General features: G+C 58.5%; 18 protein-coding genes and 1 pseudogene. 8 read left to right on the top strand and 11 right to left on the bottom strand.

What is annotated here, in order from left to right; all coding sequences use genetic code 11:
* Positions 1 to 195, top strand: a pseudogene (locus BFL40_RS34210) (hypothetical protein); the annotation flags it as partial.
* Between the two features lie 205 nt (positions 196 to 400).
* Here BFL40_RS34210 and BFL40_RS11095 read toward each other — a convergent pair.
* From BFL40_RS11095 to BFL40_RS11050, 10 genes are all read right to left on the bottom strand, one after another.
* Positions 401 to 1,801 carry a sigma-54 interaction domain-containing protein gene (locus tag BFL40_RS11095; protein WP_071484026.1) on the bottom strand — a complete coding sequence of 467 codons (1,401 nt, stop codon included), beginning with the start codon at positions 1,799 to 1,801 and terminating at the stop codon, positions 401 to 403.
* A complete protein-coding gene (locus tag BFL40_RS11090) occupies positions 1,798 to 3,378 on the bottom strand; it encodes an ABC transporter ATP-binding protein (protein ID WP_071484025.1) in 1,581 nt (526 codons plus the stop codon). Before BFL40_RS11090 ends, BFL40_RS11095 begins: the two co-directional genes overlap by 4 nt.
* Positions 3,379 to 3,388: 10 nt before the next feature.
* On the bottom strand, positions 3,389 to 4,411 hold the full coding sequence (locus tag BFL40_RS11085) for an ABC transporter permease (RefSeq protein WP_071484024.1): 1,023 nt from the start codon (positions 4,409 to 4,411) through the stop codon (positions 3,389 to 3,391).
* Positions 4,411 to 5,472 carry a microcin C ABC transporter permease YejB gene (locus BFL40_RS11080; RefSeq protein WP_071484023.1) on the bottom strand — a complete coding sequence of 354 codons (1,062 nt, stop codon included), beginning with the start codon at positions 5,470 to 5,472 and terminating at the stop codon, positions 4,411 to 4,413. Before BFL40_RS11080 ends, BFL40_RS11085 begins: the two co-directional genes overlap by 1 nt.
* Complete coding sequence (locus BFL40_RS11075; RefSeq protein WP_071484022.1) at positions 5,472 to 7,346, bottom strand: extracellular solute-binding protein; 1,875 nt, start codon at positions 7,344 to 7,346, stop codon at positions 5,472 to 5,474. The genes BFL40_RS11080 and BFL40_RS11075 overlap by 1 nt, the downstream gene beginning before the upstream one ends.
* A gap of 130 nt (positions 7,347 to 7,476) precedes the next feature.
* The gene (locus tag BFL40_RS11070) at positions 7,477 to 7,758 is read right to left on the bottom strand and encodes a peptidylprolyl isomerase (protein ID WP_071484021.1); all 282 of its coding nucleotides are present in this window, start codon (positions 7,756 to 7,758) and stop codon (positions 7,477 to 7,479) included.
* Positions 7,759 to 7,846: 88 nt separating this feature from the next.
* Positions 7,847 to 8,695 carry a response regulator transcription factor gene (locus tag BFL40_RS11065; RefSeq protein WP_071484020.1) on the bottom strand — a complete coding sequence of 283 codons (849 nt, stop codon included), beginning with the start codon at positions 8,693 to 8,695 and terminating at the stop codon, positions 7,847 to 7,849.
* Positions 8,696 to 8,775: 80 nt separating this feature from the next.
* A complete protein-coding gene (locus BFL40_RS11060; RefSeq protein ID WP_071484019.1) occupies positions 8,776 to 10,194 on the bottom strand; it encodes an aminotransferase in 1,419 nt (472 codons plus the stop codon).
* A gap of 25 nt (positions 10,195 to 10,219) precedes the next feature.
* Positions 10,220 to 11,320, bottom strand: coding sequence for a polyamine ABC transporter substrate-binding protein (locus tag BFL40_RS11055; RefSeq protein ID WP_071484018.1), 1,101 nt, complete (start codon positions 11,318 to 11,320; stop codon positions 10,220 to 10,222).
* 96 nt (positions 11,321 to 11,416) lie between these two features.
* Positions 11,417 to 11,911: a DUF1543 domain-containing protein gene (locus BFL40_RS11050; protein WP_071484017.1), complete on the bottom strand. Its 495-nt coding sequence runs from the start codon at positions 11,909 to 11,911 to the stop codon at positions 11,417 to 11,419.
* A gap of 107 nt (positions 11,912 to 12,018) precedes the next feature.
* Here BFL40_RS11050 and BFL40_RS11045 point away from each other — a divergent pair, with 107 nt between their 5' ends.
* Positions 12,019 to 12,840: an aldo/keto reductase gene (locus tag BFL40_RS11045; protein WP_071484016.1), complete on the top strand. Its 822-nt coding sequence runs from the start codon at positions 12,019 to 12,021 to the stop codon at positions 12,838 to 12,840.
* Positions 12,841 to 12,893: 53 nt separating this feature from the next.
* Here BFL40_RS11045 and BFL40_RS11040 read toward each other — a convergent pair whose 3' ends face one another.
* Positions 12,894 to 13,409, bottom strand: coding sequence for an Hcp family type VI secretion system effector (locus BFL40_RS11040; protein WP_005788794.1), 516 nt, complete (start codon positions 13,407 to 13,409; stop codon positions 12,894 to 12,896).
* 480 nt (positions 13,410 to 13,889) lie between these two features.
* Here BFL40_RS11040 and tssA point away from each other — a divergent pair, with 480 nt between their 5' ends.
* The 6 genes from tssA to tssG are packed head-to-tail and all read left to right on the top strand — an operon-like array spanning position 13,890 to position 20,643.
* Positions 13,890 to 15,443, top strand: a complete 1,554-nt coding sequence (gene tssA, locus BFL40_RS11035; protein WP_074851752.1) for a type VI secretion system protein TssA — start codon at positions 13,890 to 13,892, stop codon at positions 15,441 to 15,443.
* Between the two features lie 32 nt (positions 15,444 to 15,475).
* Positions 15,476 to 15,973 (top strand): type VI secretion system contractile sheath small subunit, encoded by a 498-nt coding sequence (tssB, locus tag BFL40_RS11030; RefSeq protein ID WP_071484014.1) that lies wholly within the window; start codon positions 15,476 to 15,478, stop codon positions 15,971 to 15,973.
* Between the two features lie 27 nt (positions 15,974 to 16,000).
* Positions 16,001 to 17,479 (top strand): type VI secretion system contractile sheath large subunit, encoded by a 1,479-nt coding sequence (gene tssC, locus BFL40_RS11025; protein ID WP_071484013.1) that lies wholly within the window; start codon positions 16,001 to 16,003, stop codon positions 17,477 to 17,479.
* Positions 17,480 to 17,493: 14 nt separating this feature from the next.
* Positions 17,494 to 17,895: a type VI secretion system baseplate subunit TssE gene (gene tssE, locus BFL40_RS11020; protein ID WP_071484012.1), complete on the top strand. Its 402-nt coding sequence runs from the start codon at positions 17,494 to 17,496 to the stop codon at positions 17,893 to 17,895.
* On the top strand, positions 17,885 to 19,672 hold the full coding sequence (gene tssF, locus BFL40_RS11015; RefSeq protein ID WP_071484011.1) for a type VI secretion system baseplate subunit TssF: 1,788 nt from the start codon (positions 17,885 to 17,887) through the stop codon (positions 19,670 to 19,672). Before tssE ends, tssF begins: the two co-directional genes overlap by 11 nt.
* Positions 19,636 to 20,643, top strand: a complete 1,008-nt coding sequence (gene tssG / locus BFL40_RS11010; protein WP_071484010.1) for a type VI secretion system baseplate subunit TssG — start codon at positions 19,636 to 19,638, stop codon at positions 20,641 to 20,643. The genes tssF and tssG overlap by 37 nt, the downstream gene beginning before the upstream one ends.
* The last annotated feature ends 1 nt before the right edge of the window (position 20,644 follow it).

The following is a 20,644-nucleotide window of genomic DNA, read 5'->3' as shown; positions in this document are numbered from 1 at the left end:
CACGCAGGCTTGAATCCGTGGGTAACCCGGCAGGACGCCGGGTTAGCCGCGCTGGGCCAAGGATGGCCCATCGCGGCGGCCCACGGATTCAAGCCTGCGTGCGGGCACACCGAGCCTAGGCGAGGTGCCGAGTGGTGGGGCAAGAGCCCTTTGCTTACTTTGGGCTGGGCCGGCATTCCGGCTTTTCCAAAGTGAGTCGCCGTAAGGGCGAAATCATAAGCAGCCGTTACCCAAACAACGGATATGTACTCAATCTACCTAAAGAAAATGGCCAAGAGCTGTGTAGGTACCGGTGCTGCGATGGCGGCACATCAGCCCTGTATGAGTTAACTGTTCCACCGCTATCGCAGGCAAGCCAGCTCCCACATTGGATTATCTTGTATGTGAGACTTTTGTCTCTTTATTGAGACTGATCGATGCCTAGAGCCACCATCTTCTTGTACAGCGTCGACCGCCCAAGCCCCAACCGCTTGGCCGCCTCCACCACATTCCCCTGACACGCCGTCAACGCCGCCCCAATCACCTGCCGATCAAACCGCTCCCGTGCCGCACTGAAGTTCTCGCTGTCTACCGACGCCACGGCATTGCGTTCCACCGGGGTAAAGGTGCCAATTGCCGCGCGAATTTCCTGGGCATTCAACACCAAGTCATCACTCAACAACGCCGCCCGCTCCAGCACATTGCGCAACTCACGGATATTCCCCGGCCACGCATGCTGCGCCAACAACGCCAACGCTTCGCGATCCAGTTCGTGCTGGCTGCGCAGTTCTTCGAGAATCGCTTCGCTCAACGCCGGAATATCCTCCAGGCGTTCACGCAACGGCGGCACCTGGATCGGCAACACATTCAGCCGGTAATACAGATCCGCGCGAAACTCGCCGCGCTTGATCGCCGCTTCCAGGTCCATGGACGTGGCGGCAATCACTCGCACATCGCTGTGCAGCATTTCGTTGGAGCCCACCGGTTCGAATTCCTTTTCCTGCAACACCCGCAACAGTTTGCTTTGCAGGGGCAGGGGCATATCGCCGATTTCATCCAGAAATAGCGTGCCGCCCTGGGCGATCTTCAACTTGCCGGGGCGGCCTTTGCGGTCGGCGCCGGTAAACGCGCCGGGGGCGGTACCGAAGAACTCGGCTTCCAGCAGATCACCAGGAATCGCCGCGCTGTTGATGCTGACAAACGCCTTGTGGGCGCGCGGGGAGGCGCCGTGAATCGCCTGGGCCAGCAATTCCTTGCCGGTGCCGGTTTCCCCCAGCAGCAACACCGGTGATTCAGCACTCGCGCTGCGCCGCGCACGGCGTTTTACTTCCAGACTGGCGGCGCTGGTGCCGATGAAGTGCGCAAAGTTGTATTTGCTCTGCCGTGAGCGCAGCAACGAACGGGTAGAAGCCAGCTCCTGCTGCATGCTCAGGTAGCGTTCAATTAGCGGCGACAAATTGCGCAGCTCATCAAACAACGCAAAACCGATCGCCCCGATCACCGCCCCGGCATCGTCGTGGATCGGCAGGCGCATCACCACCAACGGACCTTTGGGCGTGTCCTGGATATCCAGCAAAATCGGCTGATCATTACGCACTACCTGGCGCAACAGGCTGTTGGAGATGACCTGTTCGCAGGGCTGGCCGATGGCTTCGTCGGCGCTTTTCAGGCCAAAACGCTTGGCGTAGCGCTCGTTCATCCACACGATATTGGCGTCGCGGTCGACAATCACCGTGCCTTCGCTGGACTGCTCAATGATCTCGAACAGCGACTGGATGGCCAGGCCGCGTACGTGTTGGTAGTCCTTGAGGCTGGTATTCATGTCGATAGTCCGCTCGCCGCTGCCAGCAGTTCCTGGGTATACGGATGCTGCGGCGACTCAAATACCTGATGGCTGGCGCCACGTTCCACCACCTGGCCATCCTTGATCACGATCATGTCGTGGGCCATGGCGCGTACCACCGCCAGGTCATGGCTGATAAACAGGTAGGTCAGGCCGTATTTCTCCTGAAGCTCACGTAGCAGTGCCACCACTTGTTTCTGCACCGTGCGGTCCAGGGCCGAGGTCGGTTCGTCCAGCAACATCAGTGCGGGCTTGAGCACCAGGGCGCGGGCGATCGCGATGCGTTGGCGCTGGCCGCCGGAAAATTCGTGGGGGTAGCGATGGCGACTGTCGGGGTCGAGGCCCACATCCTTGAGCACTTGGATCACCTGTGCGTCGCGGTCGGCGAGGCTGCACGGCGCATGCACTTCCAGGCCTTCGCTGATGATCTGCTCCACTGACATGCGCGGGCTGAGGCTGCCGTAAGGGTCTTGGAACACCACCTGCATCTGCTTGCGCCACGGGCGCATTTGCTGGTTGTTCAGCGGGTCGAGGGCTTCGCCCTGGAAGCGGATGCTGCCGGTGGAATCCAGCAGGCGCAGAATCGCCTGGCCCAGGGTGGATTTGCCCGACCCGGACTCACCGACAATCCCCAGTGTCTTGCCGCGCTGCACGCTGAGGCTGATGCCATCTACCGCACGCAGGTAGGTTTTACGCCGAAACAGACCGCCGCCCAGGGGGAATTGCACGGTCAAGTTGTCTACCTGCAACACCGTTTCACGTTCGTCACTGCACAGCGGATCCCCCGTCGGTTCAGCATCCAGCAGCAGTCGGCTGTAGGGATGTTGCGGTGCACTGAACAAGCTCTGGCAGTCGGCTTGTTCGACGATCTCCCCGGCGCGCATCACGCACACCCGCTGGGCAATGCTGCGCACCAGGTTGAGGTCGTGGCTGATCAACAGCAGCGACATGCCCAGGCGCTGTTGCAGGGACTTGAGCAGCAGCAGAATCTTGCGCTGCACGGTCACGTCGAGTGCGGTGGTCGGTTCGTCGGCGATCAGCAGCTCCGGCTCACAGGCCAGGGCCATGGCGATCATCACGCGTTGGCGTTGGCCGCCGGACAACTGATGCGGATAAGCCTTGAGCCGTTCCTGAGGTTTCTGGATGCCCACAAGTTCGAGTAATTCGAGGATGCGCGCCTGCGCCGCTTTGCCGCCCAGGCCTTTGTGCAGCAGCAGGGTTTCGCCGATCTGCTTTTCGATGCTGTGCAGAGGGTTGAGGGAGGTCATCGGCTCCTGGAAGATCATCGCGATGCGGTTGCCGCGCAGTTTCTGCAACGTGGAGGTCGAGGCGCCCACCAGTTCCTGGCTGCGATAACGGATTGAGCCGGTGGTTTGAGTCCCCGCTTCGGGTAGCAATTGCAGGATCGAATGCGCCGTCACCGACTTACCGGAGCCCGATTCGCCCACCAGCGCCAGGCACTCGCCGGGGCGTACGTCCAGGCTCAGGTTGCGCACCACGGTCTGGCCGTTGAAGGCGACGCTCAGGTCGCGGATCTCGATCAGGTTGTCGCTCATACGGACTCACTCATGAACGGGGGTCGAAGGCGTCACGTAACGCCTCGCCGATAAATACCAGCAGCGACAGGATCAGCGCCAAGGTGAAAAACGCCGTCAGGCCCAGCCAGGGTGCTTGCAGATTCTGCTTGCCCTGGGCAATCAGCTCGCCCAGCGACGCACTGCCTGCGGGCATGCCAAAGCCGAGGAAATCCAGGGCGCTCAAGGTGGAAATCGCACCGGTCAAAATAAACGGCAGGTAGCTCAACGTGGCGGTCATGGCATTGGGCAGGATATGCCGGCGAATGATCTTGCCGTCGCCTAGGCCCAGCGCGCGTGCGGCCTTGACGTACTCCAGGTTGCGCCCGCGCAGGAACTCGGCGCGCACCACGTCCACCAGGGCCAGCCAGGAAAACAGCGCCATGATCCCCAGCAGCCACCAGAAGTTCGGTTCTACAAAGCCCGACAGAATAATCAGCAGGTACAGCACCGGCAGCCCGGACCACACCTCCAGGATGCGTTGGCCGAGCAGGTCCACCCAGCCACCGTAGTAACCCTGCAACGCCCCGGCCGCAATGCCGATGGCGGCGCTGATCGCGGTGAGGGCCAACGCGAACAAGATCGACACGCGAGCGCCAAAGATCACCCGCGCCAAGACATCCCGCGACTGATCGTCGGTGCCGAGCCAGTTCACCGCCGAGGGCGGGCTGGGGGCAGGGCGGCTGAGTTCGTAATTGGGTGTGTCATCGCTGAACGGGATCGGCGGGAACAGCATCCAACCGCCGTCCTGTTTGATCAGCTTCTGCACGTACTCACTGCGGTAGTCCGCCTGGAACGGCAACTGCCCGCCGAACTGCTGTTCGGTGTAGCGCTTGAACACCGGGAAATACAGTTCGTTTTTGAAGCTGAGCACCAAAGGCTTGTCGTTGGCGATCAATTCGCCGCCCAGGGTTAGGATAAACAGGCCGATAAACAGCCACAGCGACCACCAGCCGCGACGGTTTTTCTTGAAACGCTCGAAACGTCGACGGGCCACCGGAGACAAATTAAGCATCAGGCGTTCCTCGCGGCGAAGTCGATACGCGGGTCCACCAGGGTGTAGCAGAGGTCACCGATGAGTTTTATCAAGAGGCCGAACAGGGTGAAGATAAACAACGAACCGAATACCACCGGGTAGTCCCGTGACACCGCCGCCTCGTAGCTCATGCGGCCCAGGCCATCGAGGGAGAAGATCACCTCGATCAGCAGGGAGCCTGCAAAAAACACGCTGATAAACGCCTGGGGAATCCCCGAGATCACCAGCAGCATGGCGTTGCGGAATACGTGGCCGTAGAGCACGCGTCTTTCGCTCAAGCCTTTGGCGCGGGCGGTCACCACATACTGGCGGGTGATTTCATTCAGGAAAGAGTTTTTGGTGAGGATGGTCAAGGTGGCGAATCCACCGATGACCAGCGCGGTGACTGGCAATACCAAGTGCCAGAAGTAGTCGGCAATCTTGCCCACGGTGCTGAGTTCTTCGAAGTTTTCCGACACCAGCCCACGCACCGGGAACCAGTTCAGCGACGTGCCACCGGCAAAGACCACAATCAGGAACATCGCAAACAGGAACGCCGGCATCGCATAACCGATGACAATCGCGGTGCTGCTCCAGACATCAAAGCTGCTGCCATGGCGCACCGCCTTGCGAATCCCTAATGGGATCGACACCAGGTAGGTAATCAACGTGGCCCACAGGCCGAGGGAGATGGTCACCGGCATCTTTTCAAGGATCAGGTCGATGACCGTCGAGCCGCGAAAGAAGCTGTTGCCGAAATCCAGCTTGGCGTAGCTCTTGAGCATCAGCCACAGGCGTTCCGGCGCGGGCTTGTCGAAGCCGTACTGTTTTTCGATGTCCTTGATCAGCTTCGGGTCCAGGCCACGGCTGGCGCGGGAGCCGCTGCTGATGCCTTCGCCGGATGAGCCGCCGACAGCACCGCTGCCGATGCCTTGCAGGTGGGCGATGGCTTGCTCCACCGGCCCGCCGGGCGCGGCCTGCACGATGACGAAGTTAACCAGCAGGATGATCACCAGTGTCGGGATGATCAGCAGCAGGCGCCGCACGATATAGGCAAACATCAGCGGGCACCTCCGCGCTTTTTCAACTCGGCGTTCATTTGTTCATTCGTCAGTGGCGCGGGGCTGATCTCCCACCAGGTTTCCAGGGCTTCATCATTCTTCGCCTCGATGGCCGGGCGACCGAAGCGGTTCCACCAGGCGGCGGAGGTGCCCGGCGGGTAGTAGTTGGGAATCCACAGGTAATTCCATTGCAACACCCGGTCCAGGGCATGAGCGTAGGTGAGCATCTGCGCCTGGGTGTTGGCCTTGACCAGGCCTTTGATCAGGGTGTCGACGGCCGGGTCCTTAAGCACCATGTAGTTGTTGGCACCCGGATCGAAAGCGGCGGCTGAGCCGAAGTAGTTGTACAGCTCCAAGCCCGGCGACGTAGTGACCGGGAAGCCCACCACGATCATGTCGTAATCGCGCGCCATCATCCGGTTTACGTACTGTGAAGAGTCGATGCGGCGAATATTCAGGGTAATGCCGATCTGCGCCAGGTTGCGTTTGTACGGCAGCAACAGGCGCTCCAGGCCGGGCTGTGTATTGAGGAAGGTGAACTCCAGCGGTTCGCCTTCGGCGTTGACCAGCTTGTCACCTTCGGGTTTCCAGCCGGCTTCTTGCAGCAGGGCCAGGGCTTGCAGCTGCTTGTCGCGGATCATGCCGCTGCCGTCGGTAACCGGGGCCTTGAACACTTGGGTGAACACCTCGTCGGGCACTTTCCCGCGCAACGGTTCGAGAATCTCCAACTCTGCTTTAGTGGGCAATTGGCTGGCGGCCAATGGGCTGTTGGAGAAAAAGCTCTGCTGGCGGATGTACAGGTTGCGCATCATCTGCCGGTTGGCCCATTCGAAGTCCCACAGCATCGCCAGGGCCTGGCGCACGCGACGGTCCTTGAACATCGGTTTTTGTACGTTGAACACATAGCCTTGGGCCGGTTGCGGCATCTCCTTGGCCAAGTGGTCGCGTTGCAGGCGGCCATCGTCGAGGGCCGGGCCGTTGTAGCCGATGGAGTAACCGGTGGCGGAGAATTCACGGTTGAAGTCGTAGGCACCGCCGCGCAACACCTGGCGGGCCACTTCGGTGTCGCCGAAGTACTCAAGGCTCAAGTGGTTGAAGTTGTACAGGCCACGGCTGACCGGCAAGTCCTTGCCCCACCAGTCCGGGTCACGGGTAAAGGTGATGGTGCTGCCGGAGTCGATCTTGCTGATCTTGTACGGGCCGCTGCCCAATGGCGCTTCGTAGCCACCGCCATTGGCGAAGTCGCGGGTTTTCCACCAATGCTCGGGGAATACCGGCAGGGTCGCGATATCCAGGGGCAGGGTGCGGTTTTCATTGCTGGAAAAATCGAAGCGCACCTGACGCTCGCTTTCGACGTCGACGTGCTTGACGTCGGCGAACAGCGTGCGAAAACGCAGGCTGCCCTGGGTCATCAACAAATCAAAGCTGTAGCGTACGTCTTCGGCGGTGATGGGCTTGCCGTCGGCAAACCGTGCCTTGGGGTTGAGGTAGAAACGTAGCGACAGGCCGTCGTCCGAGCGCTCCATCTTCTCTGCCACCAGGCCATATACCGTATAGGGCTCATCCAGGGAACGCTGGGCCAGCGGCGCATACAGCCAGCCGTCGACCTGGGAGACGCCGATGCCTTTGTCGATATAAGGCAGCACATGGTCGAAGCGCCCGATCTCAATCGCCGAACGGCGCAAGCTGCCACCTTTGGGGGCGTTGGGGTTGGCATAGTCGAAATGGGTGAAACCGGCAGGGTACTTGGCCGGCTCGCCGTACACCGTGAGGTAGGTTTGCGGGGCCGCGATCACGGCCGAGCTGACCAATAGCAGGGCCAAGGCAGAGCTGAGGAGTGTTGAGCTACATGAGGTGAAGAAGTCCAATCGCATTATCAGCCTAGAACGCCGGGTGAACAGGAATAAGGATTTGTACGCTAACGGCATCTGTGTCGCCAGTCATCACATGCACAACGGCCCACCAAAAGGCGGGCCGTTGTTTATAGCATCAGCGCAGACTGGATCAGTCTTGGCGGCTGGTCACTTCCAGCAGGTGGTAGCCGAACTGGGTTTTCACCGGGCCTTGCACAGTGTTGACCGGGGCGCTGAACACGACGGTGTCGAATTCTTTAACCATCTGGCCTGGACCGAACGAACCCAGGTCGCCGCCGCTGCGGCTGGATGGGCAGCTGGAGTTGGCTTTGGCGATTTCTGCGAAATCAGCGCCGCCTTCGATTTGGGCCTTGAGTTCGTTGCACTTGGCTTCAGTGGAAACGAGGATGTGACGGGCGGTGGCTTTGGCCATGGGGATTAACTCCTTGAGTAAAAAGGGTGAGCCTACCCGATTCAGGTGGTTTTTTCCCGGCAAAGTTCCCGTGGAATACCTCAGCGGCTCAGGAGCGGGCCATGGCGCCGCTGCGGGTCAACCATTCAATAAACAACGCGAACAACTCTGCCTGAGAATTGATCGCCAGTTTGGTGTACAGATTCTTACGGTGCATGCGTACTGTTTCCGGCGAAATACCCAGCACCTGAGCGGTAGATTTCACGGAGTGCCCACGTAGGATCAAGTGGGCAATTTCGCGCTCGCGCACCGTGAGTACTCCGCTGCCAAAGCCCATGAATGCGGCTTCAATTTGCTGGTGCGCCTGGGTTTGGGTAAACGCTTCGTCGCAGATCACCTTGGCCAGGCCTCCCGTAGTGCCGAAACGTCGCAGCAATTCGCGGACCATGGCCTGGGTAGACTTCTGCAGCGCCAATTGTTCTTCGGTGAACTGCCCGGCGCTCAGGCCCTGGAACATGCACAGGGAAATCTTGCTCTGGGGGCACAGGTCAACGATGTAGTAACTTTCTTGGGCTCCACCGCTGCGCAGGTAATAGGTCTTGTAGTACTCGCTGTTAAAGAAGTCGTCCGGGGCGATCTGGGCCAAGTGATAGAAACCTTCGGCTAATCCCTTGTCCACCGCCAGGCAGAACGGGTCGAGCAGATAGCCTCGGGAAAAGTAACGGTGGATGATTTCGTCCTGATAAGCCCGCGGGATGCCCTGCTGATACAGCAGGTGCGGCGCCAGGCCTTGGCGCTCGAGGCTGATCATCATCGATTCGATGGGGGTGAGGGTGCAAAGCGCGGTGGCCAGGTGTTCGAGGAACGACGCCTCATCCACATGGATAAACGCCTGGGCCAGGGCGAGATGCCAGGCTTCAAGCTCTTCGAGGGTCGGGGCAGGGCAGGTTGTACTCATGCCGGCCAGTCTAGCCGCCGGGCAGTGCCCAGGCAAAAAGTGCCCAGGTAAAAACGCCGAGACAGGCTCGGCGTTATGGCTCATCGACCCAGGTACTCGCCGCTTCGGCGCAGTTCGGCCGCCGTTTCGAGGATGCATTCGCGCAGGGTTTCAACCACCTCATCGACCTGGGCGTGGGTGATGATCAGCGGCGGCGACATGACGTTCAAGTGACCGATAGGGCGTACCAGCAGGCCTTTCGCCTGGGCGCGCAGGTGGATTTTCTCGCCGATGTTCACCGCATCCGGCAGCAAGGCCTTGGTGCGCTTATCCGCCACGAATTCGATGCAGGCCATCAGGCGCTGACAGCGGATATCGCCCACCAGCGGCAACTCGGCCAGGGTCTGCAGGCGCTGCTCCAGGTACACGCCGACGTCTTCGACATGGGCCAGCAAGTGTTCTCGTTCGATGATTTCGATGTTTTTCAGCGCCGCGACACAACTGACGGGGTGGCCGCTGTAGGTGAAGCCATGGGTGAAGCAACGGCCTTTGCCCGGCGCGCCGATCACTTGCCAGATTCGATCGGAAAAAATGCACGCACCCAATGGCAAATAACCGGAGGTCAGGCCCTTGGCGGTGGTGATGATGTCAGGCTGCATGCCGAACACGTCCTCGGAGGCAAAGAACGCACCGAGGCGTCCGAAGGAAGTCACCACTTCGTCAGCCACATACAGCAGGTCATAGCGCTGGCAGATGTCCCACATACGCCGGTGATAACCCTTGGGCGGAATGATCACGCCGCCGGAGCCCATGATCGGCTCGGCAAAAAAAGCGGCCACATTGTCCGGGCCCAGGGTCAGGATCTTGTCTTCGAACTCGTTCACCAGGAAGTCGAGAAAGTCGGCCTCGCTCATCCCTTCGGGCGCCCTGTAGTAGTTGGGGCAGGAGATGTGGTGGAACAGGTCGCTCATGAAATCGAATTCCGGCGCGCGGTCGGCGGCTTTATTACCGATGGACATCGTCAGGAAGGTACTGCCGTGGTAAGCGTTGAGGCGCGAGATGATGTGCTTCTTGGTCGGTTTGCCACGACTGTTCTGATAAAACTGCACCAGCCGATAGGCCGTATCCACAGCGGTAGACCCACCGGTGGTGAGGAACACATGGTCGAGGTCGCCGGGGGCCAGGCTGGCAAGCTTGGCGCACAGCTCGATGGCGGTGACGTTGGCCATGTCGCAGAAGGGGTTTGAGTAGGCCAGCTGGCGCACCTGATTGGCGATGGCGTCGGCCATTTCTTCACGGCCCAAGCCGATATTCGTACACCACATGCCACCAACCGCATCGAGGTAGCGATTGCCGTGGGTATCGTAGATGTAGGCGCCATCGCCTGCCGCGATGTTCAGCGAGCCCTGTTCACGGTGCTCGTCGAACATATGAAAGCCGTGCATGTAGTGGGCCTTGTCGGCGGCGTCCAGTTGCTCGTGGTCGAACTGAGCGAAGAAAGCGGGATTTGGCAGAGTCATGGTGGTTACCTTCAATGGCTGGGGGTCACTTGCCGGTCTTCACGGCATTCCAGGTACGGGTGATCAGGCGCACGGCGGCTTGGGGTTGGCTTTTTTGGGTGAACAAACGCTGCATCGTCGCCGGGTCGGGGTAGATGGCCGGGTTGTCGCGTATAGCGGCGTTGACCAGAGGCTTGGAGGCCAGGTTGCTGTTGGCGTAATGGATGGTGTTGCTGACGCCGGCCATGGTGCTGGGCTGCAAAAGAAATTCGATGAATGTGTGGGCATTGGCCACATGGGGCGCATCGGCGGGGATGTAGAAGTTATCGAACCAGATCAGTGAGCCCTCCTCTGGGATGAAGTAGTCCAGGTTGACCTTGGCGCCTGCTTCCGTCGCCCGCGCCTGGGAGGTGGCGTAGTCGCCGGACCAGGTGGTGGCCAGGCACACATCACCGTTGGCCAGGCCATTGATAAAACCACTCGAGTCGAATTTACGGATGTACGGACGCACCGCCATCAGTACGTCCTGCGCGGCCTTCAGGTCTTTGGGGGCGACGCTGTTGGGGTCCAACTTCAGGTAGGTGAGGGCCAGGGGGATCATGTCGGTGGGCGAGTCCATGAAGGTGATCCCGCAGTCGGCAAATTTCGACACGATCTTGGGATCGAAGATCATCGCCAGCGAGCCGATGGGTGCCTCCGGCATGCGCGCCTTGATCATGTCGACGTTGTAGGTCACGCCGTTACTGCCCCACGTGTAAGGGGCCGAGTAGGTGACGCCTGGGTCGTGGGCTTCCAGGCTCTTGAGCACCACGGGGTCTAGGTTTTTCCAGTCGGGCAACCGGGATTTGTCCAGAGGTTGGAATACCTTCCCTTTGATCAACAACGGCACCAAAGACGCGTTGAGCAGCGCCAGGTCGTAGCCCGACCGCCCGGAGAGCAATTTGCCCTGCACGGTTTCGTAGGAATCGTAGGTGTCGTAGATCACCTTGATACCCGTGGCTTTCTCGAAATCGGCCAGGGTGGTGTCGCCGATATAGTCCGCCCAGTTGTAGATGCGCAAGGTGTTGCTTGGGTCGTCGGTGGCGTGGCTTAAAGATGTTGTTGCAAGCAAAGCGACGCTGAACAGGGCGATAAGGGCTTTATGCATGGGGACCCACCTTTCTTGTGCTTGTTATCAGGCCGAGGGACTGATTGCACTGTCAGGCAGGTGAGGGGTGGGCGCCATACCCCGTTCGGGTAGGGTTCAGGGCAGGATGATGTAGTCGTTCTGCTGGATGATGGGCCTATGGGGGCCTTGCACCAGGTGGATATAGCGACCGTCCACCAAGTCGATGGGCAGGCAGTCGTCAAGGTCCATCACGCCGTCGGTGTGAGCCTGGGACCAGTCACGCAGCATGTGTTGTTTGCCCTTGCTCGTCGCTTCCTGTTTATTACGGGCCACCACTAACAGGTAATGATGGGCCTCGCCAAAAGCGTTGGCTTCATAGCCGCCGAGGTTGATGAAGTACAGGTGATGCGCGTCGCCGTGTGGCGCCAGGTGGCTGAGTTCGACTTTCCAGCCGTCGACCCCATCGACCGCCATCCAAGCGTCGATATGCACCCCCTTTGGGCTTCCGAACCAGCCGTCACGTAATTGCGGGTAGGTAGCTTCCAACGTATCCGCTACCGCGAACACCACATCGTGAACTTCAATTTTAGCCCGCGGGTGCTTGCCCCCAAGCATGACGACAAACAGCATTGCAGGTTCTTCCTGGCGACTTGGCAAAGGCTAACCATACTTCGATTGAAGCCTTTTGTCCGACCAGTGCCACACTGTTTAATCTGCGAACTCATCAGGAGGTTGTCATGCGTACCATTGATCTGGCCGGCGTCCCCGTCCCTGTCATCGGCCAAGGAACCTGGCGCATGGGTGAAAACCCGGACCAGCGCCGCGCCGAAGTCGCCGCGTTGCAATTGGGTATCGACGAGGGCATGACCCTGATTGATACCGCTGAAATGTATGGTGAAGGCGGTGCCGAGGAGGTAGTGGGCGAGGCCATTCGCGGCAAGCGCGACCAGGTGTTCCTGGTGAGTAAGGTCTATCCTCATAATGCCAGCCACAAGGGTGTTCCTCGTGCCTGCGAAGCCAGCCTCCAGCGCCTGGGCACCGACTATATTGATCTGTATCTGCTGCACTGGCGCGGTCAGTACCCTCTTGAAGAAACCGTCGAAGCCTTCGAGCGTTTGCGCGAAGTGGGCAAGATTGGCCGTTGGGGTGTTTCCAACTTTGACGTGACGGACCTGCAAGAACTTGCATCCCCGGCGTGCGCCACCAACCAAGTGCTCTACAACATCGAAGAACGCGGTATCGAATTTGATCTGCTGCCGTGGTGGCAACAACACCTTTTACCACTGATGGCTTATTGTCCGATCGCCCAGGGTGGTGAGTTGTTGTCCAGCCCGACGCTCAAGCAAATCGCCCGCCGTCATGAAGTGACACCCGCTCAGGTCTCCCTTGCCTGGGTCCTGCGTCAGGACGGCGTCATTGCTATCCCAAAGGCTGTTACACCCGACCATGTGCGACTCAATGCCGGTGCCGCGAGCCTGGTATTGGATGAGCACGATCTGGACGCAATCGACCGCGTATTTGGCGCACCTAAACGCAAGCATCCGCTGGCGATGGTGTAGTCAACCAGCAGGAGCGGCGCCGTCCCTGGCTACCGCTCCTGCATCAGTCGACGTTAACCGGCCACAGGGCTACGCCAGTCGTCCGAGCCGGAAGTGCCGGCGACTTCGTGGGTCCAGATGATCTTGCGATAGGTGAAATGCACATCCTCCAAATGGGTGAAGTGGGCGTTGTCCGGGTCCTGGCAGTTGGGCATGCGTGATTGAATGTCCACGATGGTTGCGCCTTCCAGTTCGATGGTGAAGTAGTGCTCCTGGGTTCCGGCGGAGGAGGTACGCAACCATTCCAATCGGCACGACACCTCTTCGCCCGAGGTCAGCGCGCTGAAAAGCAGGGGAGAGGATTTGTCGAAGACCTTGCTGATCATCAACGGTTTATGAACCCTTTGGCCGGTTGGCTGGCCCGATTGCGGGTCGCGGGGAATGATCACCTGATGGGCAAACGCCTGCACCAGGATCTGATCCTCATGCCCCTCCTGATAAATGTTGCCTACCGAGTCCTGGGTAAATGTGCCTGCCGTAATTAAACCTTGTTTGACACCGGTGATAGAGAGATACGCGGGTGTTGGCATGTCTGGTTTCCTTGCCTGATTAAGTAGGTAATCCCGAACGGCGGTGATGCCGGACGGGCAATTCCCTATAACAAGAAGCGTGCCTGAAATACCGAGAGCCAATGAAATAAAGGTGCGGGCGCGATGTTGAATGAAGCACTTGAGCGATGTCGTGATTTGAATGGTGTTTTTTGGTGTTGATGTTTGCGCGCGAGTGCGCAGTAAGTTGCTCATGTTGTTTGTTTGGTTGTTGGTGGGTTGCGCGGTATTTACGGTTTGATTGTTCTTTTTTAATTGCGCAAATAGCTGCGCAGGCTATGAATTACTGGGCGTGTAGGAAATTGCTTAAGTGTAAGTCTGTTGCTTGCTGAATGTTTTTTGTGTGGCTAAGGTTCACCCACTTCGTCGTCTGTTGAGCGAATGTTAAATGGCATTTTGATGCGGTGTTTTAATATCGATAAGTTTGCCGATTCTGCCTTGATTAGTTGTGTGTGGCCCAGAATGGTTTATTCAGACAAGCTCTACGCTTATTACCTCGAACTCGCACGACTGCCCTGTTTGTCAGGGGAGTTTGCCGGCTGTGATATGCGGTTTTCGAGCGAGTATGAAACCCTGGAGTCCGAGCTTGGCAAGGCACAATCGATTCATGGTGCAAGCCTGCCGGATTGGCAGAAGGTCAGCGAGATCAGCGAGCAATTGTTGCGTGAGCATTCCAAGGATATGCGGGTTGCTGTCTGGATGGCCTGGGCTCTGTACCAGCGCGATTCATTTCCTGGGCTTCTGGCGGGCCTAGGTGTGCTGCTTCATCTTTGCGAGCATCACTGGGCGATCGTCTACCCCACCAAGTCGCGCACTCGTGGCGCCGCGTTTGGTTGGCTGGTGTTGCGACTTGACCTACTCTTTGCGCAGAACCTTTCACTGGCCGATCAGTTGCCATTGTTCCAGGCGCTACTGGAGCACCTCGTACGCCTTGACGAACTCTGGGGGGAGCGTCTGGGGGATGATGCTCCCTTGTTGTTGCCGATTCGCAGGCAACTGTCGGAGCGCTTGGTGCTTGCCACGAAAGGCGGCCCAGAGCCAGGTGGTGTTGCGGGTGTTATTGCCCAGGTCAAGCTGGCCACAACGCAGTTGCTGAAGCCCGAGCAGCCGGTCAACAACGAAAAAGACGCCCATAAACTGCTGCGTGTATTGCAGGAACAGGCCCGCCCTTTGTGTGCCTGGTGGCTGCGCCAAAGTGTCACTGACCTGCGCGCCTTGCGCCTGAACCGAACGCTGGCATGGCTGACGCTCATCAACTATCCGGACGCCAACAGTGAGCGGGTAACGGCTTTGCGTGCGCCGACTGCCGACAAACTCAAGCGTTACCAAGACCGCTTCACCCAAGGACAGTACGCCGATCTATTGCTTGAGCTTGAGGCCGGCCTGGCAGGTGCATTGTTCTGGTTTGACGGGTTACGACTGGCATGGGAGTGCCTTGAAGCCTTACAGGCTGACCTGGCCATGACCGAGCTGGAAATTAACTTTGCCTTGTTATTGCAGCGCCTGCCGAGCTTGCCTGAGTTCAGGTTTGACGACGGCACTCCGTTTGCCGACCCCGCGACGTGTGACTGGATCGCACTGCATGTTGCTCGCCATCTGCATAAAACCGAGCCCTCCAGTGTTGTGGTCGATGCTGTGACCGAACCCTGGGAGGCCGCCTTGCAGGCGGGAATGTCCAGTTTTCGCAAGGATGGGCTGAAGGCCGCGGTAGCTGCGCTCAAGCAAGGTCTGCATGCCGCGCGCAGTGATCGCGCGCGTTTTCACTGGCGGTTGGCGCTGGCCAGATTGTGCGTGCGAGCGGGCAAGCATGAGCTGGGCAAGATCCAGCTTGAACAGCTGGATCTTGAGTTACAGCAAGCTGGCCTGGATCGCTGGGAGCCGCAGTTGGCCCTTCAAGTCGCTCGGCTTCTGTACCGCTGTTATGACCTTTTGCCACAAGACCACGCCATGCGCGAACGCAAGGAAGTCACCCATCGCAGGTTATGCCACTTCGATCTGGAAGCGGTACTTGAATAGGCTTTCGAGCCCACCCAAAAAGGAGAAACACCATGGCCAAAGACGGTTCGGTAGCACCCAAGGAACGTATCAATATCACCTTCAAACCTGCCATCGGCGGTGCGCAGGAGGAAGTCGAGCTGCCGTTGAAGTTGCTGGTGCTGGGAGATTTCAGCCAGCGCGAAGACCCACGCAAGCTCGAAGATCGAAAGCCTATCGGTATCGACAAGAACACCCTTGACGAGGTGTTGGCCAAACAGGCTTTGAGCTTGACCTTGAGCGTGCCCAATCGCTTGCAGGAGGGTACCGCCGTCGACGAACTGGCCATCCAGGTCCGGATCAACTCGATGAAGGACTTCAACCCCGCCAACCTGGTTGAGCAAATACCCGAATTGCAAAAATTGATGGCGTTGCGTGAAGCGCTGATGGCGCTCAAAGGGCCTCTTGGTAACACGCCCAGCTTTCGAAAAGCCATTGAGCAGGCACTGGCCGATGACGAATCTCGTGCGCGGGTACTCGCTGAGCTGGGACTCAATAGCCCCACGGCCTGAAAACTTCAGTAAAAGGACACTGACACCATGACGACTACCCAACACAACCTGCAGCCTGCGCGGGCTGCCGACGAGCACAGCATCCTCGACAACATCATTGCCCAGACATTGTTGAGTGCCGACGACGAGGCTTACGGCATTGCCAAGCGCGGCGTGTCGGCGTTTATCGAAGAACTGGTCAAACCGCATAACAGCGCAGAGCCGGTGAAGAAACGACTGGTCGACCGGATGATCGCCGAGATCGACACCAAACTCAGCCAGCAAATGGATGAGATTCTTCATCACCCGGATTTCCAGGCGCTGGAGGCTGCCTGGAAGGGGTTGCAGTTGCTGGTCGACCGTACCAATTTTCGAGAGAACATCAAGATAGAGCTGTTGAATGTTTCACGGCAGGACCTGCTGGATGATTTTGAAGATTCGCCGGAAATTACCCAGTCCGGGCTTTACAAGCATATCTACAGTGCCGAATACGGTCAGTTTGGTGGTCAGCCAGTGGGCGCGATCATTGCCAATTACTTCCTGTCACCCAGTGCGCCTGATGTGAAGCTGATGCAATACGCTTCCAGCGTTGCCTGCATGGCTCACGCACCTTTTATTGCCGCTGCCGGGCCGAGCTTCTTTGGATTGGAAAGCTTTACAGGGTTACCTGATCTCAAGGACCTCAGGGATCATTTTGAAGGCCCGCAGTTTGCCAAATGGCAGAGCTTTCGCCAGAGCGAAGATGCCCGTTACATCGGTCTTACCGTGCCGCGCTTCCTGCTACGAACGCCGTACGATCCCCTTGAGTGTCCAGTCAAAACCTTTGCCTATCAGGAGAACGTGGTCAACAGCCACGAGCACTACCTATGGGGCAATACCGCCTATGCCTTTGCCACCCGATTGACCGATAGCTTTGCGCGCTTTCGTTGGTGTCCGAACATCATCGGCCCGCAAAGTGGAGGTGCAGTAGAGGATCTGCCGTTGCATCACTTCCAAAGCATGGGCGAGATCGAAACCAAGATTCCTACCGAAGTGTTGGTGTCAGACCGACGCGAATACGAGCTGGCGCAAGAAGGTTTCATTGCCCTGACCATGCGCAAGGGCAGTGATAACGCAGCGTTCTTTTCAGCCAGCTCCGTACAGAAACCCAAAACCTTTGGCATCAGTGATGAGGGTAAGGCCGCGGAGCTCAATTACCGGCTTGGCACCCAGTTACCCTACATGATGGTGGTCAATCGTCTGGCTCATTACCTCAAAGTCCTGCAGCGCGAGCAATTGGGCTCATGGAAAGAGCGTACGGATCTGGAGTTGGAGCTCAACAAGTGGATTCGCCAATATGTGGCCGATCAGGAAAACCCCAGTGCCGAAGTGCGTGGACGCCGCCCATTGCGCGCAGCTCGCATCGTCGTCAGCGATGTCGAAGGCGAGCCAGGTTGGTATCGGGTCAACTTGAGTGTGCGCCCGCATTTCAAGTACATGGGGGCGGACTTCACGTTGTCTCTGGTCGGTAAGCTCGAAAAAGAATGAGTAGAGGCCAGGGGATGCCCTACAACAATAGTCTTTTCGAACGCCTCGAATGCGATGCGTCGACCCAGGTGTGCAGCGTGGCATCCGTCGCCGCACATTTGGGGAAAATGCTCAGCACCCGCGCCGGCAGTGTCCAGACGCTGCCGGACTATGGTTTGCCCGACCTCAATGACATGCGGCTCAGCTTGCATGAGTCGTTGACCCAATCGCGCGTTCTGATTGAACGTTTCATTCGGGCCTACGAACCGCGACTGGAGAATGTGCACGTCAGGGTGTTGCCCCGTATGAGCGAACCGTTGGCCTTGGCATTTGCGATCGAAGCCACACTGATCGTTGACGGTGTCACGCAGCCCGTTGTGTTTCATGCGCGCCTGGTTGATGCCGGGCGGGTTGAGGTCTGCGCTGATGGCCTTTAACCGTTACTTTCAAAGCGAACTCAGCGCACTACGGCAACTCGGACGGCGTTTTGCTGAGCGTAATCCTGCTCTGGCGCCGTTCCTCGCCCAGACGGGTCAGGACCCGGACGTCGAGCGGTTGCTTGAGGGTTTTGCGTTCCTGACGGGGCGCCTGCGTCAGAAGCTGGATGACGAGTTGCCTGAGCTGACGCATTCCTTGATGCATTTGCTATGGCCGAACTACATGCGGCCTCTGCCGGCCTTCAGCATCCTGCAATTTGATCCATTGAAGCGTGCAGGTCCCACCGTTCGAGTGGCACGCGATACTGCTGTGGAAAGTGCTGCAATCGAGGGCGAGCGTTGCCGCTTTCGGACCTGCTACACCACCGACGTCATGCCACTGCAACTCGTTGCTCTGGAGTACACATGTCAAGGCGAAGGGGCATGGCTGGACCTGCGTCTGAACATGAGTGCGGAAGGTAATTTCAGCGAGCTGGCGTTTGACTCCCTGCGACTGCACCTGGCCGGGGACCGCTACATCAGCCAGGGGCTATACCTCAGCCTGTTGCGCCATCTGGATGGTATCCACTTGCTGCTTTTGGATCACTGTGGTTTGGCTGTCAATGGAGCCGATGGGCAACCCATTCGAGTGCGGCTGCGCGCCAGTCAGATTCAGCCGGTGGGGTTTTCGCAAGAGCAGGCGTTGATACCTTATCCGCAGAATACTTTCCGTGGTTATCGTCACCTGCAGGAGTACTTCGCTTTTCCCGAAAAGTACTTGTTTGTCGAGGTCGAGGGGCTGAGTGTCCTGCATACGCTTCCCCATGAACGGCTCAAGCAGGTGCACGGTATGGTGTTGCGCTTCGAGCTCCGCACCCGGGAGCACGAACCTCAACGTCCCACGCTGGACAACGTGAAGTTGTATTGCACACCCATCATTAATCTATTCAAACATGATGCGGTGCCCGTTCGCCTGGACGGAAAACAGGACGAGTACCTTCTGGTACCTGGTGAATATACGTCGGGCAATGCCGGTGTGTTTTCCGTGGACAGTGTCACCGGATGGCGGCCTGGCGGGTTGGGTTACCAAGCGTACGTGCCGTTCGAGTCCTTTGAGCATGACTGCGATATCGACCTGTCGGCGGCGCCTCCCAGCTACAGCATTCGCCAACGCTCCTCGCTGCAGCATGGAGGCCTTGATACGTGGATAGGGTTTGGCAGCCGTCGGGGGAAAGGTCAGGAAACGCTGTCGATCGAACTGACCTGTACCAATTGCAACTTGCCACGGCAGTTGCGCCCAGGCGAGATCAACCAGCCCTGCGAGCAGGCGCCGGAGTCACTGACATTTCGAAATATCACTGCGCCAACCGCGAGCTTTGCGCCGCCACTGGATCAGGATTTTCTGTGGAGGCTCATCAGCAATATGTCGCTTAACTATTTGTCGTTGACCGATATCAACGCCTTGAAAGTGATCCTCGAAACCTACGATCTGCCGCGCTATCACGATCGGCAGGCGCAAAAGGTCAGTCAGACAAGGCTGGGCGCGTTGCGGTCCATCCGCCATGAGGCGGTTGATCGATTGCACCGCGGGTTGCCCGTTCGCGGTTTGCGTGTGGACCTGACAGTCGATCCGCAAGGGTTTCTCGGCCAGGGCGACATGTTTGTGTTCGCGTCTGTCCTCAATGAGTTCTTTGCGCTTTACGCCAGCCTGAATTCGTATCACGAGTTGCGAGTCACCAGCACACAAGGAGACGTGTATCTATGGCCATCCCGGGTGGGGCAGCAGCCCCTGCTTTGACTCAACTTTGCCGTGTTATCCGCGAGCACACGCTATTCCAGGCGATTTTGCAGGTGATCGAGAGATTGCGCGATGCCCATCCGCTGCTGGATGACGACGTGCTGTACGACCAACTGGAATTCCAGGCTAATCCAGGGCTGGGGTTTGCTGGGCACGATATTGATCGTGTCGAATTTTTTGTTGAGCACGGGCAATTACGGGCTCGCCTGCGCCTCAACGTGTTGGGCTTATTCGGTGCCGGGTCGCCACTGCCGGCGTTTTATGGTGAACAGGCGTTTGCCGAGATGTCGGGCGGCAATCCTACGCGGGACTTCCTCGACATCTTCCACCACCGCCTGCACCGGTTGATGTTGCCGATCTGGCGTAAGTACCGCTATCGGGCGTGTTTCCAAGCGGGGGCCAGCGATACCTTTTCCGAGCAGATGTTTGCACTGATCGGCTTGGGTGGCACAGCGATCCGTGGGGCTACGCAACTGGACTGCAAGCGCCTGCTGCCATACCTGGGGCTTCTGAGCTTGCGGGCGCATTCGGCCGCGTTGATCGAGACCGTCCTGCGGTACTACTTCAAACATGACCCGTTGTTCATCGAACAATGGGTCGAACGCACGGTGGAGGTTGCCCCTTTGCAGCGCAATGACTTGGGTGTCGCCAATAGTGAGCTTGGCCAAGACCTGGTGCTGGGGCATCGGGTAGCCGACCGCAGCGGCAAGTTCAGGGTGCATGTCCTGGCGTTGAGTTGGCAACGTCTTCACGAGTTTCTACCCGCCGGAAAGGCCTATCAGCCCTTGCGCTCACTGGTGCGCTTAACCACACGGGACCCCTTGGAATACGACCTTCGCCTTGTGTTGGCCGAAGGGGAGGTGAGGGCGCTGCACATTGGCGCACGCAATGTCTGTCGTTTGGGCTGGACCAGTTGGTTGGACCATGAGCATGCCGACGGTGTGGTCACGCTGGCTGGCAACTTTCATTAGG

The sequence above is a fragment of the Pseudomonas costantinii genome (assembly GCF_001870435.1).
In the GTDB taxonomy this organism is placed as follows: Bacteria; Pseudomonadota; Gammaproteobacteria; order Pseudomonadales; family Pseudomonadaceae; genus Aquipseudomonas; species Aquipseudomonas costantinii.
This window is presented reverse-complemented; position numbering and strand designations above follow the sequence as displayed.